This is a genomic window from Aromatoleum toluvorans (assembly GCF_012910905.1).
GTDB classification, from domain to species: Bacteria; Pseudomonadota; Gammaproteobacteria; order Burkholderiales; family Rhodocyclaceae; genus Aromatoleum; species Aromatoleum toluvorans.
On the sequence record NZ_WTVN01000004.1, the window covers coordinates 1 to 14149 of the forward strand.

Here is a 14149-nt window from a genome sequence, read left to right on the forward strand (position 1 = left end):
TAAGAGACAGGGGGGCGGGGGGAGTCCATGCCCGCCACGTGCAAGAAGTGCGCCGTGCCGCCGGCGCCGCTTCGGCGCTACTGCCGACACGTCGCGTGTGGGACAGGACCACGCATTTGTCGGCTTCGCGACATGCCTCCACGTGGCCATCGAGATCGCCGGAAAGCCGCGCCAGACGGGCGTTTCCGCCGGATTTGCAGCGCTTGGCACAGCCATTGCTGAAAGGAGGTCGTGCCGGCCTCGCCGGATGCCAGTTAAACCACTGAAGGAGAGTTGAAATGAGTCTGCGTCAAATCGCGTTCTACGGCAAAGGCGGGATCGGCAAGTCCACCACCTCCCAGAACACCCTCGCGGCGCTGGCCGAAATGGGCCAGAAGATCCTCATCGTCGGCTGCGACCCGAAGGCCGACTCGACCCGCCTGATCCTGCACGCCAAGGCCCAGGACACGGTGCTCTCGCTCGCCGCCGAGGCCGGGTCGGTGGAGGACCTGGAGCTCGAGGACGTGCTGCGCGTCGGCTACCGCGACATCCGCTGCGTCGAGTCGGGCGGCCCGGAACCCGGCGTCGGCTGCGCCGGCCGCGGCGTCATCACCGCGATCAACTTCCTGGAGGAGAACGGCGCCTACGACGGCGTGGATTACGTCTCCTACGACGTGCTGGGCGACGTGGTGTGCGGCGGCTTCGCCATGCCGATCCGCGAGAACAAGGCCCAGGAAATCTACATCGTCATGTCCGGCGAGATGATGGCGATGTACGCCGCGAACAACATCTCCAAGGGCATCCTGAAGTACGCCAACACCGGCGGCGTGCGCCTAGGCGGCCTGGTGTGCAACGAGCGCCAGACCGACAAGGAATGGGAACTGGCCGACGCGCTGGCCAAGCGCCTTGGCACCTCCTTGATCCACTTCGTGCCGCGCGACAACGTCGTGCAGCACGCCGAACTGCGCCGCATGACGGTCCTTGAATACGATCCCGAGTGCAAGCAGGCCGAGGAATACCGCCAGCTCGCCCGCAAGGTGCATGCCAACAAGGGCAACGGCTCTATCCCCACCCCGATCAGCATGGAAGAGCTGGAAGACCTGCTGCTCGAGTTCGGGATCATGCAGAAGGACGACGAGTCCATCGTCGGCAAGGCCAAGGCTGTGGCCTAAGTTAACGCACACTGGAGATCCGACATGAGTGCGGTAATCGACGACAAGACCAGGAACCGGGCCCTCATCAACGAGGTGCTCGCGACCTACCCGGAGAAGGCCGGGAAGAAGCGCGCCAAGCACCTCAACGTGTACGAGGAAGGCAAGCCCGACTGCGGCGTCAAGTCCAACATCAAGTCCCTGCCCGGCGTGATGACCATCCGCGGCTGCGCCTACGCCGGTTCCAAGGGCGTGGTGTGGGGCCCGATCAAGGACATGGTGCACGTCTCCCACGGTCCTGTGGGCTGCGGCCAGTACTCCTGGGCCACCCGCCGCAACTACGCCAACGGCACCGCCGGCGTGGATAGCTTCGCCGCCCTGCAGGTCACCTCCGACTTCCAGGAGAAGGACATCGTCTTCGGCGGCGACAAGAAGCTGGACAAGCTGATCGACGAGATCAAGACCGTCTTCCCGCTGGCCAAGGGCGTCTCGGTGCAGTCCGAATGTCCCATCGGCCTCATCGGCGACGACATCGAGGCGGTCGCGAAGAAAAAGCACAAGGAGACCGGCCTTTCCGTGGTCCCGGTGCGCTGCGAGGGCTTCCGCGGCGTGTCCCAGTCCCTGGGCCACCACATCGCCAACGACGCCATCCGCGACTGGGTGTTCGACAAGGCCGACTACGAGGCGCCTTTCGAGTCCACGTCCTACGACGTGGTGCTGATGGCCGACTACAACATCGGCGGCGACGCCTGGGCCTCGCGCATCCTCCTCGAGGAGATGGGCCTGCGGGTCATCGGCCAGGGCACTGGCGATGCGACCCTCAAGGAAATCGAGATGATGCCGCGGGCCAAGGTGCTGCTCCTGCACTGCTACCGCTCGATGAACTACATCGCGCGGCACGTGGAGGAGAAGTACGGCGTGCCCTGGATGGAGTACAACTTCTTCGGCCCGACCAAGATCGCCGAGTCCCTGCGCAAGATCGCCGCGCTCTTCGACGACACCATCAAGGCCAATGCCGAGAAGGTCATTGCCAAGCACGAGCAGCTGTGCGCCGACGTGATCGCCAAGTACAAGCCGCGCCTGGAAGGCAAGAAGGTGATGCTCTACGTCGGCGGCCTGCGCCCGCGGCACGTCATCGGCGCCTACGAGGACCTGGGCATGGATGTGGTCGGCACCGGCTACGAGTTCGGCCACGGCGACGACTACCAGCGCACCACCGGCTACATCAAGGACGGCACGCTGATCTACGACGACGCCTCCGGCTTCGAGCTGGAGAAGTTCGCCGAGAAGATCCGCCCCGACCTGATCGGCTCCGGCGTGAAGGAGAAGTACATCTTCCAGAAGATGGGCATTCCCTTCCGCCAGATGCACAGCTGGGACTACTCGGGCCCCTACCACGGCTACGACGGCTTCGCGATCTTCGCCCGCGACATGGACATGGCGATCAACAGCCCCGTGTGGTCGCTGACCAAGGCGCCCTGGAAAAAGTAAGGAGAAACACCATGGCTCAATCTGCCGAGAAAGTGCTCGATCACAGCGCACTCTTCCAGACGCCCGAGTACAAGGAGCTGTTCGAGCGCAAGCGCGCCTTCGAACACACCGTGCCGGTCGACGAGGTGAAGAAGACCTGTGACTGGACCAAGACCTGGGAGTACCGGGAGATCAACTTCTCCCGCGAGGCCCTCACCATCAACCCGGCCAAGGCCTGCCAGCCCCTCGGGGCGGTCATGGCGGCCGCCGGTTTCGAGGGCACGCTGCCCTACGTGCATGGCTCGCAAGGCTGCGTCGCCTACTTCCGTTCGCACTTCAACCGCCACTTCAAGGAGCCGGTGTCCGCCGTCTCCGATTCGATGACGGAAGACGCGGCGGTGTTCGGCGGCCTGACCAACATGGTGGACGGCCTGGCCAACGCCTACGCCCTCTACAAGCCGAAGATGATCGCGGTGAGCACCACCTGCATGGCGGAAGTCATCGGCGACGACCTGGACGCCTTCATCAAGACCGCCAAGGACAAGGGCTCGATCCCCAAGGACTTCCCGGTTCCCTTCGCCCACACCCCGAGCTTCGTCGGCAGCCATGTCACCGGCTACGACAACATGCTCAAGGGCTGCCTCACCCACTTCTGGGAGGGCAAGGAGCGCAAGGAATCAACGTCGATCAACATCAACGGCGGTTTCGACGGCTACTGCGTCGCCAACACCCGTGAGCTGAAGCGCCTGCTGGCGGAGATGGACGTCGAGTACACCGTCCTCTCCGACACCTCGGACGTCTATGACACGCCGACCAACGGTGAATTCAACATGTTCGCCGGCGGCACCAGGTACGACGACGCGGTGAACGCGCTGCACGCCAAGGGCACCATCTTCATGCAGGGCATCTCGGCGGCGAAGTCGGCGGAGTACGTGGAGAAGGTCGGCCAGAAGGCCGTCAGCCTCCACTGCCCGATCGGCGTGGCCGGCACCGATGCCTTCCTGATGGCGGTCTCCGAGCTCACCGGCAAGCCGATCCCGGCCAGCCTGGAGCTGGAGCGCGGCCGCCTGGTGGACGCCATCGCCGACTCGCAGGCCTACCTCCACGGCAAGAAGTTCGCGCTCTTCGGCGATCCCGACATGCTGCTGGGCCTCACCGGCTTCCTGCTGGAGCTCGGCGCCGAGCCGGTGCACATCGTGTGCACCAACTCCACCAAGGACTTCGTCGAGAAGATGGAGAAGCTCCTCGCCGCCAGCCCCTTCGGGCAGGGCGCCAAGCTGTGGCCGGGCAAGGACCTGTGGCACATGCGCTCGCTGCTCGCCACCGAGCCGGTGGACTTCCTCATCGGCAGCTCCCACGGCAAGTATCTGGAGCGCGACATCGGCACGCCGCTGATCCGCATCGGCTTCCCGATCTTCGACCGCCACCACCACCACCGCTTCCCCATCTGGGGCTACCAGGGCGGCCTCAACGTCCTGGTGAAGATCCTCGACAAGATCTTCGACACCCTGGACGCGAGCACGGTGGAAGGCTCGCCGAGCTTCGACCTGGTGCGCTGACCGGCACCGGCGGGCAGCCACAGCGGTAGCTGCCCGCCGGTGGATTCGCAGGACCGAGGAGAGAACATCATGAGCGCCCTCAAACAGAGAATCGACAGCCTGCTGATCGAACCGGGATGCGCCACCAACCAGGCCAAGAACGACAAGGCGCGCAAGGCCGGCTGCAAGAAGCCCTTGACCCCCGGCGCCGCCGCCGGCGGCTGCGCCTTCGACGGCGCCAAGATCGCCCTGCAGCCGATCGTCGACGTCGCCCACCTGGTGCATGGCCCCATCGCCTGCGAAGGCAATTCCTGGGATTCGCGCCACGTGTACTCCTCCGGCGCCCAGACCTACCGCACCGGCTTCACCACCGACATGGGCGAGTTCGACGTGGTCTATGGCGGGGAGAAGCGCCTCTACCGGGCGATCAAGGAGATCGCCGAGACGGTCAAGCCGCCCGCCATCTTCGTCTACCAGACCTGCCTGCCGGCGATGATCGGCGACGACATCGACGCCGTTTGCCAAGCCGCCAGCACCAGGTTCGGCCTGCCGGTGATCCCGGTGAACGCCCCCGGCTTCGCCGGCAGCAAGAACCTCGGCAACAAGCTCGGCGGCGAGGCGCTCCTCGACCACGTGGTGGGTACGATGGAGCCCGAATTCACCACGGACTGCGACATCAACCTCATCGGCGAGTACAACGTCGTCGGCGAGCTGTGGCAGGTCAAACCCCTCTTCGACGCCCTTGGCATCCGCGTCCTCGCGAGCTTCTGCGGCGACGCGCGCTACCGCGACATCGCCGGTGCCCACCGCGCGAAGGCGGCGATCATGCTGTGCTCGCAGGCCCTGATCAACATCGCCCGCAAGATGGACGAGCGCTACGGCATCCCCTTCTTCGAGGGCAGCTTCTACGGCATCGCCGACATGTCCGACTGCCTGCGCAGGATCAGCGCGCTGCTGGTGGAGCAGGGCGCTCCCGCCGACCTGCCGGCCCGCGCCGAGGCGCTCATCGCCCGCGAGGAAGCCCGCGCCTGGGCTCGCCTCGAATCCTACAAGGCACGCCTCAAGGGCAAGCGGGTGCTCCTCTTCACCGGCGGCGTGAAGTCCTGGAGCGTGGTCTCCGCGCTGCGGGAAGTGGGCATGGAGATCGTCGGCACCTCGATGCGCAAATCCACCGCCCACGACCGGGAGAAGGTGGTGGAGATCATGGGCACCGACGCCCACATGTTCGACGAGCTGCCGCCCCGCGAGATGTACCGCATGCTCAAGGAGTCGAAGGCCGACGTCATGCTCTCCGGCGGCCGCTCGCAGTTCGTGGCGCTGAAGGCCAAGACCCCCTGGGTGGAAATCAACCAGGAGCGCCACCACGCCTACGCCGGCTACGACGGCATCGTCAATCTCGTCGCGGAGATCGACAAGGCCCTTCACAACCCCATCTGGGCCCAGGTGAAGACGCCGGCCCCGTGGGACCTTCAGGAAGGCGCGGACGAGGGCGAGAGCGCGTTCGCGGACCAGGAGTTGCGTCATGGCTGAGATCCTCGCCGGCCGCAAGGCCTGCACCGTCAATCCCCTGAAGATGAGCGCCCCCATCGGCGCCGCGCTGGCCTTCCTCGGCATGGACCGCTGCCTGCCCCTGCTGCACGGCTCGCAGGGCTGCACCGCCTTCGGCCTGGTGCTCTTCGTGCGCCACTTCCGGGAAACCATTCCCCTGCAGACCACCGCCATGAGCGAGGTGACCACCATCCTCGGCGGCCAGGAGAACATCGAGCAGGCCTTGGTGAACATCCACAAGCGGGCCAACCCGGCCCTGATCGGCCTGTGCTCCACCGGCATCACCGAGGCCAAGGGCGACGACGTGGCCGGCTTCCTCACCGACATCCGCGCCCGCCATCCCGAGCTCGCCGGCATGGAAGTGGTCTTCACCCCCACCCCCGATTTCGTCGGCGGCTTCCAGGAGGGCTGGGGCAAGGCGGTGGAGTGCATGGTGACGAGCCTGGTGCGGCCGTCCAAGGCGCGCACCCCCTGGCAGGTGAACATCCTCGCCCCCTGCCACCTTACCCCCGGCGACCTCGAGGAGCTGCGGGAGATCGTCGAGGCCTTCGGCCTCTACCCGGTGATCCTCCCCGACCTCTCCGGCTCCCTCGACGGCCACATTCCCGAGACCTTCCTGCCCCACACCCTCGGCGGCACCACGGTCGAGGACGTGCGCAGGATGGGCGAGGCGGCGCTGACCATCGCCGTCGGCGAGCAGATGCGCCCCGCGGCGGCCGCCCTGGAGCGCATCGCCGGCGTCCCCTTCCGGCTCTTCGACCGGCTCACCGGGCTGGCCGCCAGCGACGCCCTGATCGGCCTGCTGGCCGAGGTCTCGGGCAACGAGGTGCCGGCGAAATACAAGCGCCAGCGCAGCCAGCTGCTGGATGCCATGCTCGACGGCCACTTCTACTTCGGCGGCAAGCGCATCGCCGTCGCCGGCGAGGCCGACCTCCTGCACACCCTGGTCTCGTTCTTCACCGAGATGGGCGCCGAGGTGCCGGTGGCGGTGGCGCCCACCGAGACGCCGATCCTGCCGCAGCTGCCCTGCGCCACCGTGCGCATCGGCGATCTCGACGACTTCGAGCGCGCCGCCGCCGCGGTGGAGGAGGGCTGCGACCTGCTGGTCACCCACTCCCACGGCCGCCAGGCCGCCCAGCGTCTGGACCTGCCCCTCTACCGCGCCGGCATTCCCAGCTTCGACCGCCTGGGCGCTGCTCACCAGGTGTCGGTCGGCTACCGCGGCACCCGCAATCTCATCTTCGAGGTGGCCAATGTCTTCATCGCCCGGCTCAACGAACACGAACGGCACGCCAACCCCGCCGACTTCCTCCCCGCCGGACGCGGGGCAGCGCCCGGCGCGGCCGTGGAGCCGTCGGCTGTCACTCGTCACTGAATTCCCAAACGATCCCCGAGGAGCGCCCCGTATGAAAGTCGCGTTTGCCACCGAAAACATGCTCGAGGTGGATGCCCACTTCGGCTGGGCGAGGAAGATCGCCATCTACGAGGTCCAGCCGGAGGTCAGCCGGCTGGTGGGGCTTGCCGAGTTCGCCGGCGACCTCGCCGAGGACGGCAGCGAGGACAAGCTGTTGCCCAAGCTGGAGGCCATCAAGGACTGCGCCATCGTCTATGTCGCCGCCATCGGCGGGTCGGCGGCGGCCAAGGTGGTGAACCTGCGGGTGCACCCGGTGAAGGTGCCTACCCCGCAGCCCATCGCCGAGATCATCGAGCGCCTGCAGGAGGTCCTCAAGGGCACGCCGCCCCCTTGGCTGCGCAAGGCCCTGCTCAAGGGCCAGGAACGCTCCTTCGATTTCGCCGAGGAAGAAAACCATGCCTGAGACGCCCATGACCACCGCGCCGGCAGACGCGGCCGCCGCAGACTTTGCGACGCTCGTCTCCGCCTCGCCCTTCCTCGCCGAGCTCGTCAAGCAGCTGCGCGCCCAGGATCCCTATGGCCACTGGGACAGGAAGTCCGACGCCGAGGTGCTCGCCCCCTACGTCGTGGACAAGGCGGCGCGCAAGCTCATCTCCATCATCGACGACCCCGACCCGTCCGTCCTCTGGCGGCTCGACCTCTTCTACGCCGCGGCCGGCCTCGCCATCGAGCGCCAGTGCGGGCTGATCGCCGCGCCGATGATCAAGATCAACCATGAGGGTTTCGGCCGCGCGATCCTGTCCAGCGGCCGCCTGATCGTCTATTCGAAGTATCACCGTGACATCCACCGCTTCGGCTTCGACAGCCTGGCGGCCCTCGCCGAAGCGGGCGACGGCATCGTCCGCGAGGCCGTGGCGATGATCGCCCGCTTCCCCGAGATCGCCAATTTCTGATCGAGGTACGTCCATGAACGCCGACGAACTCAAGGCCCTGGTCAGGAAGCTCAACGCCCAGGCCACGCAAAGCAAGATGGACCTCCACGACCTGTCGGAGGAACTGCCCACAGGCTGGGAGCGCATCCCCGAGCAGGCGCAGCAGACCTTCGACGCCTACGCCCGGCTGGCCGAAGCACGCCGCCGGCTGGCGGCCCTCGGCTGAGGCGCGACACCCCGCCGCCGCCTTTACCACGGAGTTTTCCATGAGCCACTACACCGTCAAATTGCCTTCCGGCGTCATCTGGACGCCCCGATTCATCGCCGCCATCAACCAGGAGAAATGCATCGGCTGCGGCCGCTGCTTCAAGACCTGCGCCCGGGAGGTGCTGCAACTCATGGCCATGGACGATGATGGCGAACTGGTGGCCATCGACGCCGACGACGACGAGGAATACGAGAAGAAGGTGATGAGCATCGCGCAGCCGGAAAACTGCGTCGGTTGCGAATCCTGCAACAACAACTGCGCGCGGCGCTGCATCAGTTACGCGCCCGCGGCGGCCTGATCATGATGCCCGCCGACTATCTGGCGCTGATCTCGCCCCGCTGGAAAGACGGCGGCGAACTGCAGGTGGCCGGCGAGCGCCACGAGGAGTACGCCGACCTGCGGGAACTCCTGCTGAACGCCAGTGCTGCCGAAGATCCCGACGTAGTCGCCCTGGCCGAAGCCGTGGCCCGCGCCTGCATGGGCGACGACCACCTCTGGCACGATCTCGGCCTGCCCTCGCGAACGGTGCTCTCCGAACTGCTGCACGTTCACTTCCCGCATCTTGCCGCGCGTAACGCGAACCACATGCGCTGGAAGAAGTTTTTCTATCGGGAGCTCTGCGCCCAGGTCGGCATCCGCGCCTGCCGCGCCCCGTCCTGCGGCGTCTGCGCCCACTATGGCGAGTGCTTCGACAGCGAGGAGCTGCCCCTGCGGCAACTGGCGGGCTAGTCCGGCCGCTACCGGCGGTGTCGCATGCCGATACCCCCACGGAAATTCGTACCCGGATTGATTTCTCGGGCATCATCGTCTCCATTGTCATAGGAACCTGATCCGCGCGCCCCGTCACACGGGTTTTCCGCGGGCAGGATCGGCGGAGACCCGAGCGATGAAGACCCACGGAATCGTTGCCCTGATGGCGGGTTTGCTGGCCTGCATTTCCCCGGCACATGCCGGGAGCGGCAGGATGAGCGCGGAGGAAGTCCCGGCGCCGCTGCGTCCGTGGGTCGATTGGGCGCGCCACAACCCGCCCGCGCCGGAGTGCCCGCGCACGGCGGGCGAGCCGGCTCCCGTGCAATGCATCTGGCCGGCGGGCATCGAGATGCAGCTCTCCGGCCGGCAGGGCTCCTTCACGATGATGGTCGATGCCTTCGCCGACGGCACGGTGGAGCTGCCCGGGGACGTCGAAACCTGGCCGCGCGACGTGCGCGTGGACGGCGAACCGGTGGCGGTCGTGCCGGCGGACGGGCGGCCGTCGTTGCGGGTGGGGCAGGGGCGCCACGTGCTCGCCGGGCGCTTCGACTGGCAGCAGCTGCCGATGAGCCTGCAACTGCCGCGGCAGGTCGCGAAGGTGTCGGTGACGATCGACGGCGAGCGGTTCGCCGGCCAGCCCGATGCATCGGGCCAGCTCTGGCTGCGCGCCTCGCCGGAGAAGGAGGGGGCAGTGGATTCCCTGTCCATGCGCGTGTTCCGGCAATTCACCGACGACGTGCCGATGGTCTCGACGGTGCGCTACGAATTCTCGATCTCGGGCCGACAGCGGGAGGTACGCGTCCCCCATGCGGTGCTGGAGGGCTTCGTTCCGCTGGCGGTCGAGGGCGGGCTGCCGGCCCGCATCGACGCCGACGGCAGCCTGAAGGTGCAGGCGCGTGCCGGCTCGTGGGTGCTCAATGTGAGCTCGCGCAGGATGAGCGCCGCGAGCGAACTCCGGTTGCCTGCCGGCGCGGGCGAGCAGGAGGTGTGGTCCTTTGCGCCGCGCAACGAGGTGCGCGTCGTGAACCTGGAGGGGCCGCCGGCGGTCGATCCGAAGTCGGTGGGAGTGCCGGCGGAATGGGCCGGCCTTCCGACCTTCGTGCTGCAGCCGGGCGCGGCCCTGCGGATCGCCCAGGTGCAGCGGGGCGATGCGGGCGGGGCGGCCGATCGCCTGAAGATCCGGCGCACGCTGTGGCTCGACTTCGACGGCGGCGGCTTTTCCGTGCAGGACAGGATCGACGGGACGATCGGCCGAAGCTGGCGGCTCGACCTGCCGGAGCAGTTCGCGCTGGGGCGGGTGTCGGTCAATAACGTCGATCTGCCGGTGACGCGCAGCGCGGCCGGCCGCGGTGTGGAACTGCGCCAGGCGTCGGTCGCGCTCGAGGCCGACAGCCGCATCGACTCGTCGGCGCGCGAGATCCCCGCAAGCGGCTGGACCGCGCCGCTGAGCGGCTGGACGGCCGAGCTCAACCTGCCGCCCGGGTGGCGCCTGATCCACGCCTCGGGTGCGGATTCGGTGCAGGGCGAGTGGCTGACGTCGTGGACGCTGTGGGACATCTTCGGCGTGCTGCTGATCGCGGCCGTGACTTTCCGCGTCGTCGGTCCGGTGGCGGCCCTGATCCTGCTCGCGGGCCTCGTGCTGACGTGGCACACCGCGGGCGCGCCGAAATTCCTGTGGCTGGCGCTGGTGCTGTTCCGGGCGATCGCGGCCGCGGTCCCGGCGAGCGCCAGGCTGCGCGGCTGGGCGACGCGCGGCGCGCTGGTCAGCGGCATCCTGATCGCCATCATGCTCGTTCCCTTCGCCGTCGATCAGATCCGGCAGGCCATGTACCCGGCCCTCGGGATGAGTTATTCGCAGGCCACCGCGGGAAAGGGCCGGGCCGTGCCGGCTCCCGCACCGGCGGCGCCGCCCGTTGCGCAGGAAGCGCAGGGTCGCGCGGAGCGCACGTTGCGCGACGAAGCCGCCTCGGTGGCGCGGGAAAGTGCGGCACGGCCCGCGGCGAGCAGGCCCGATCCGAGCCTGAAAGTGCAGACCGGCCCCGGCATTCCCAGCTGGCGCTGGACGGCGATCCAGCTCGCGTCACAGGGGCCGATCGCCAGTGGACAGACGCTGTCGCTGACCCTGCTGTCCCCCGCGGCCGCGGCGCTGTGGTCGGTGCTCTCCGTGCTGCTGCTGGGGCTGGCGCTGTGGCGCTGCTGGGAGTTCGACCGGGCGGCGATGATGCGCAGGCTGCGCGGAGCGCTGAGTTCCGCGGCGGTGCTGGGCGTCGTCGCGGCGGTCGGCTTGGGCACGGCGATGCCGGACGCCCGTGCGCAATCCGCGTTCCCGTCGGAAGAACTCCTCGGGGAACTGCGTGCGCGGCTCCTCGCTTCCGAGCCCGCGCCGGCCTGCACGCCGGTCTGCGCGGACCTCGCCGACCTGCGAATCGAAGCCGCCGGCAACACCATCACGCTCCGGCTCGAAGTCCACGCGCAGGCGCGGACCGTCGTGCCGCTGCCCAGCCCCGGAGCGAACATCCGGCCCTCGTCCGTGCTCGCGGGCGGGCAGGCGCCGGCGCTGCTGCGCGACGACAAGGGGCTGATCTGGGCAGGCGTGCGCCCCGGCATCACCACCATCGAGATCGTCATCCCGGCCTATCAGGACGACGTGCCCGTCCATCTGCCGCTGACGCCGCGGCGGGTGAGCACGCAGCTCTCGCGCTGGAGCCTGTCCGGCATGGATGCGCGGGGCCTGGCGACGGAAACGCTGACGCTCTCGCGGCTGCGCGAGGTGCAGGCGAAGGCGGACAAGGAGTTTTCGGGCGGCGCCGACCTGCCGCCGTTTGCCGAAGTCGAGCGGCACGTCATGTTCGACCAGACCTGGACCGTCCGCACCCTCGTGCGGCGCCAAGGTCCGAGCGCGCTGCAGACCAGCGTGCGGATCCCGCTGCTGGCCGGCGAAGCGGTCACCGATCCGGGCATCAAGGTCGAGGACGGCGAAGCGGTCGTCGATCTCGCCCCCGGCGCCTCGCGCAGCTTCGACAGCGTCCTCGAACCGGCCGAGAAATTGCGCCTGCCGACCTCGACCCACCCCGGCCAGATCGAACGCTGGACCGTGTCGGCGACGCCGTCGTGGCACGTCGAATCGGCAGGCCTCGCGCCCGCGGTCTGGACCGACGGCGGCACGTGGCGGCCGCGCTGGCTGCCGTGGCCGGGCGAGGCGGTGGAGCTGTCGCTCTCGCGGCCATCGGGCATGGACGGCGGCACGCTCACGTTCGACGACGTCCAGATCCATACCACCGTGGGGCAGCGCTCGTCCGACGCCTCGGCCACCTTGCGGCTGCGCAGCAGCGCCGGCGGCAATCACGTGATCGGCCTGCCCGACGGGGCGGAACTCCTGTCCGTCCGGATCGACGGCCACGTGCAGCCCTTGCGGGCAGAGAAGAACAAACTGGCGCTGCCGATCACGCCGGGGGAACACTCGGTGCAGCTCGACTGGCGCGACGTCTCCGCGGTATCGAACCACTATCGCTCGCTGCAACTGGATCTCGGCGCGCAGGCGGTGAATGCGACCCTCTCGCTGGCCGTGCCGGAGGACCGCGTGGTGCTGTTCACCAAGGGGCCGCTGGTCGGCCCGGCGGTGCTCCTGTGGGGCGTGCTCATCGTCGTGGTCGCGATCGCAGCGGTGCTGTCCCGCATCGTGCCGGGGCCGCTGGGGATGGCGACGTGGATCCTCCTCGGCGTCGGGCTCGTCCAGTCCTCGGTCGTCTCGGTGTTCCTTGTCGTCGGCTGGTTCGTGTTGCTGGCGGTGCGGCGCAACCATGTCGATCCGTCGCCGTGGCGCTTCAACCTGTTCCAGATCGTGCTGCTGATCTTCACGCTGGCGGCCGCCAGCGCGCTGCTCTCGGCGCTGCGTCAGGGCTTGCTCGGCTATCCCGACATGCTCGTGACCGGCAACGGCTCGAGTGCGTTCAGCCTGCGGTGGTATCTCGACCGCCTCGACGGCACGACGCCGAGCGCGGAGTTCTTCAGCATTCCCGTGTTCGCCTACCGCCTGATGATGCTGGGCTGGGCGCTATGGCTCGCGATCTCCCTGACCGGCTGGGTACGGTGGGCGTGGAGCTGCGTGTCGGCCGGCGGCACCTACTGGCGCCCCGTCGATATGGCTGGACTGGTGCAGCGCAAGGGGATGACGGTCGAGACTGTGGGCGATTCCGCCCCGTCCTCGCTCGGGGAAACGTCGAACTCCCGGAGTTCTTAGGGGAGGTTTTCGAACGCAACTTCCGGAAAAAGGACAACCAGGGCTAGAAAACGAAACAGGCCAACCAGCTTTCGCTGTTGGCCTGTTTCCGAGTTTGGTTGCGGGGGCAGGATTTGAACCTGCGACCTTCGGGTTATGAGCCCGACGAGCTGCCAGACTGCTCCACCCCGCGTCTGGAGAAATAGAACTATAGCGAACTTCGAATCGGCATGCAAGAACTTTTTGCAAAATCCCTATCGACGATGTCACGGGTTGTCACCCGTGGGGCATTTGCCGGATAGTGCACGGCGGTCCGGGCGGATTGCGAATTGCCCGTAGATTCAGCGGATTTTGCGGGTTTTCGGAGGAATTGCGTTCGATGTTGGCGCGGTTGCTGTTACGTCTGGCGGGCTGGCGCCTGGTGATCGTGCCGCCTCCCGGCCCCAAGGGGGTCTTGATGGTGTATCCGCACACGTCGAACTGGGATTTCCCGCTCGGCGTGCTGGCGCGTTCGGGATCCGGGCTGAGGATCGCCTATGTCGCCAAGGATTCGCTCTTTCGCCCGCCCTTCGGCATGCTGTTTCGCTGGCTGGGCGGCATTCCGGTGAATCGACGCGTGAGCACGGGCTTCATCGGGCAGCTGGTGCGGCGCTATGCGGAGTCGGAGCGGCTGTTCATCGCGATCGCGCCCGAGGGGACGCGCAGGCATGTCCCGCAGTTGAAGTCGGGCTTCTACCACCTGGCGGTGCAGGCGGGGGTTCCGCTCGGGCTCGTGTATATCGACTACGGCCGCCGTGAGCTGGGAATCGGTGCGTGGCTGACGCTGAGCGGCGATGCGGAGCGCGATCTCGCCGCGATCCGCGACTTCTATGCGGGCCGGCAGGGGAAGCACCCGGAGAAAGCGGGGGAAATCCGGTTCGGGGAAGGGCGGGGCTGAGTC

Annotated in this window: 12 protein-coding genes and 1 tRNA gene; 12 read left to right on the top strand and 1 reads right to left on the bottom strand. The window is 67.7% G+C overall.

Translation table 11 applies throughout. The annotated features are described in order from the left end of the window. The first annotated feature begins 278 nt into the window (after positions 1–278). The 11 genes from nifH (at position 279) to GPA22_RS04025 (ending at position 13230) form a co-directional block, all read left to right on the top strand. Complete coding sequence (gene nifH, locus GPA22_RS03975; protein ID WP_169254812.1) at positions 279–1151, top strand: nitrogenase iron protein; 873 nt, start codon at positions 279–281, stop codon at positions 1149–1151. A 24-nt stretch (positions 1152–1175) separates the two neighbouring features. Beyond that, positions 1176–2621 carry a nitrogenase molybdenum-iron protein alpha chain gene (gene nifD, locus GPA22_RS03980; RefSeq protein WP_169254813.1) on the top strand — a complete coding sequence of 482 codons (1446 nt, stop codon included), beginning with the start codon at positions 1176–1178 and terminating at the stop codon, positions 2619–2621. An 11-nt stretch (positions 2622–2632) separates the two neighbouring features. After that, complete coding sequence (gene nifK, locus GPA22_RS03985) at positions 2633–4159, top strand: nitrogenase molybdenum-iron protein subunit beta (RefSeq protein ID WP_169254814.1); 1527 nt, start codon at positions 2633–2635, stop codon at positions 4157–4159. Between the two features lie 69 nt (positions 4160–4228). After that, complete coding sequence (gene nifE, locus GPA22_RS03990) at positions 4229–5668, top strand: nitrogenase iron-molybdenum cofactor biosynthesis protein NifE (RefSeq protein ID WP_169254815.1); 1440 nt, start codon at positions 4229–4231, stop codon at positions 5666–5668. Continuing rightward, entirely contained in the window at positions 5661–7061 is a 1401-nt protein-coding gene (nifN, locus tag GPA22_RS03995) for a nitrogenase iron-molybdenum cofactor biosynthesis protein NifN (RefSeq protein ID WP_169254816.1), read from the top strand. Before nifE ends, nifN begins: the two co-directional genes overlap by 8 nt. A gap of 31 nt (positions 7062–7092) precedes the next feature. After that, positions 7093–7503 (top strand): nitrogen fixation protein NifX, encoded by a 411-nt coding sequence (nifX, locus tag GPA22_RS04000; protein ID WP_169254817.1) that lies wholly within the window; start codon positions 7093–7095, stop codon positions 7501–7503. Further along, positions 7496–7993 carry a NifX-associated nitrogen fixation protein gene (locus tag GPA22_RS04005; RefSeq protein WP_169254818.1) on the top strand — a complete coding sequence of 166 codons (498 nt, stop codon included), beginning with the start codon at positions 7496–7498 and terminating at the stop codon, positions 7991–7993. The genes nifX and GPA22_RS04005 overlap by 8 nt, the downstream gene beginning before the upstream one ends. A 13-nt stretch (positions 7994–8006) precedes the next feature. Next, a complete protein-coding gene (locus tag GPA22_RS04010) occupies positions 8007–8198 on the top strand; it encodes a CCE_0567 family metalloprotein (protein WP_169254819.1) in 192 nt (63 codons plus the stop codon). Between the two features lie 40 nt (positions 8199–8238). After that, complete coding sequence (gene fdxB / locus GPA22_RS04015; RefSeq protein ID WP_169254820.1) at positions 8239–8538, top strand: ferredoxin III, nif-specific; 300 nt, start codon at positions 8239–8241, stop codon at positions 8536–8538. Further along, on the top strand, positions 8475–8969 hold the full coding sequence (locus GPA22_RS04020; protein ID WP_246264061.1) for a nitrogen fixation protein NifQ: 495 nt from the start codon (positions 8475–8477) through the stop codon (positions 8967–8969). The genes fdxB and GPA22_RS04020 overlap by 64 nt, the downstream gene beginning before the upstream one ends. Positions 8970–9126: 157 nt before the next feature. Continuing rightward, positions 9127–13230, top strand: a complete 4104-nt coding sequence (locus GPA22_RS04025) for a hypothetical protein (protein ID WP_246264063.1) — start codon at positions 9127–9129, stop codon at positions 13228–13230. Between the two features lie 95 nt (positions 13231–13325). Here GPA22_RS04025 and GPA22_RS04030 read toward each other — a convergent pair. After that, positions 13326–13402, bottom strand: a tRNA-Met gene (locus GPA22_RS04030). 186 nt (positions 13403–13588) lie between these two features. Here GPA22_RS04030 and GPA22_RS04035 point away from each other — a divergent pair. After that, on the top strand, positions 13589–14146 hold the full coding sequence (locus tag GPA22_RS04035) for a 1-acyl-sn-glycerol-3-phosphate acyltransferase (RefSeq protein WP_169254821.1): 558 nt from the start codon (positions 13589–13591) through the stop codon (positions 14144–14146). Positions 14147–14149 lie beyond the last annotated feature (3 nt).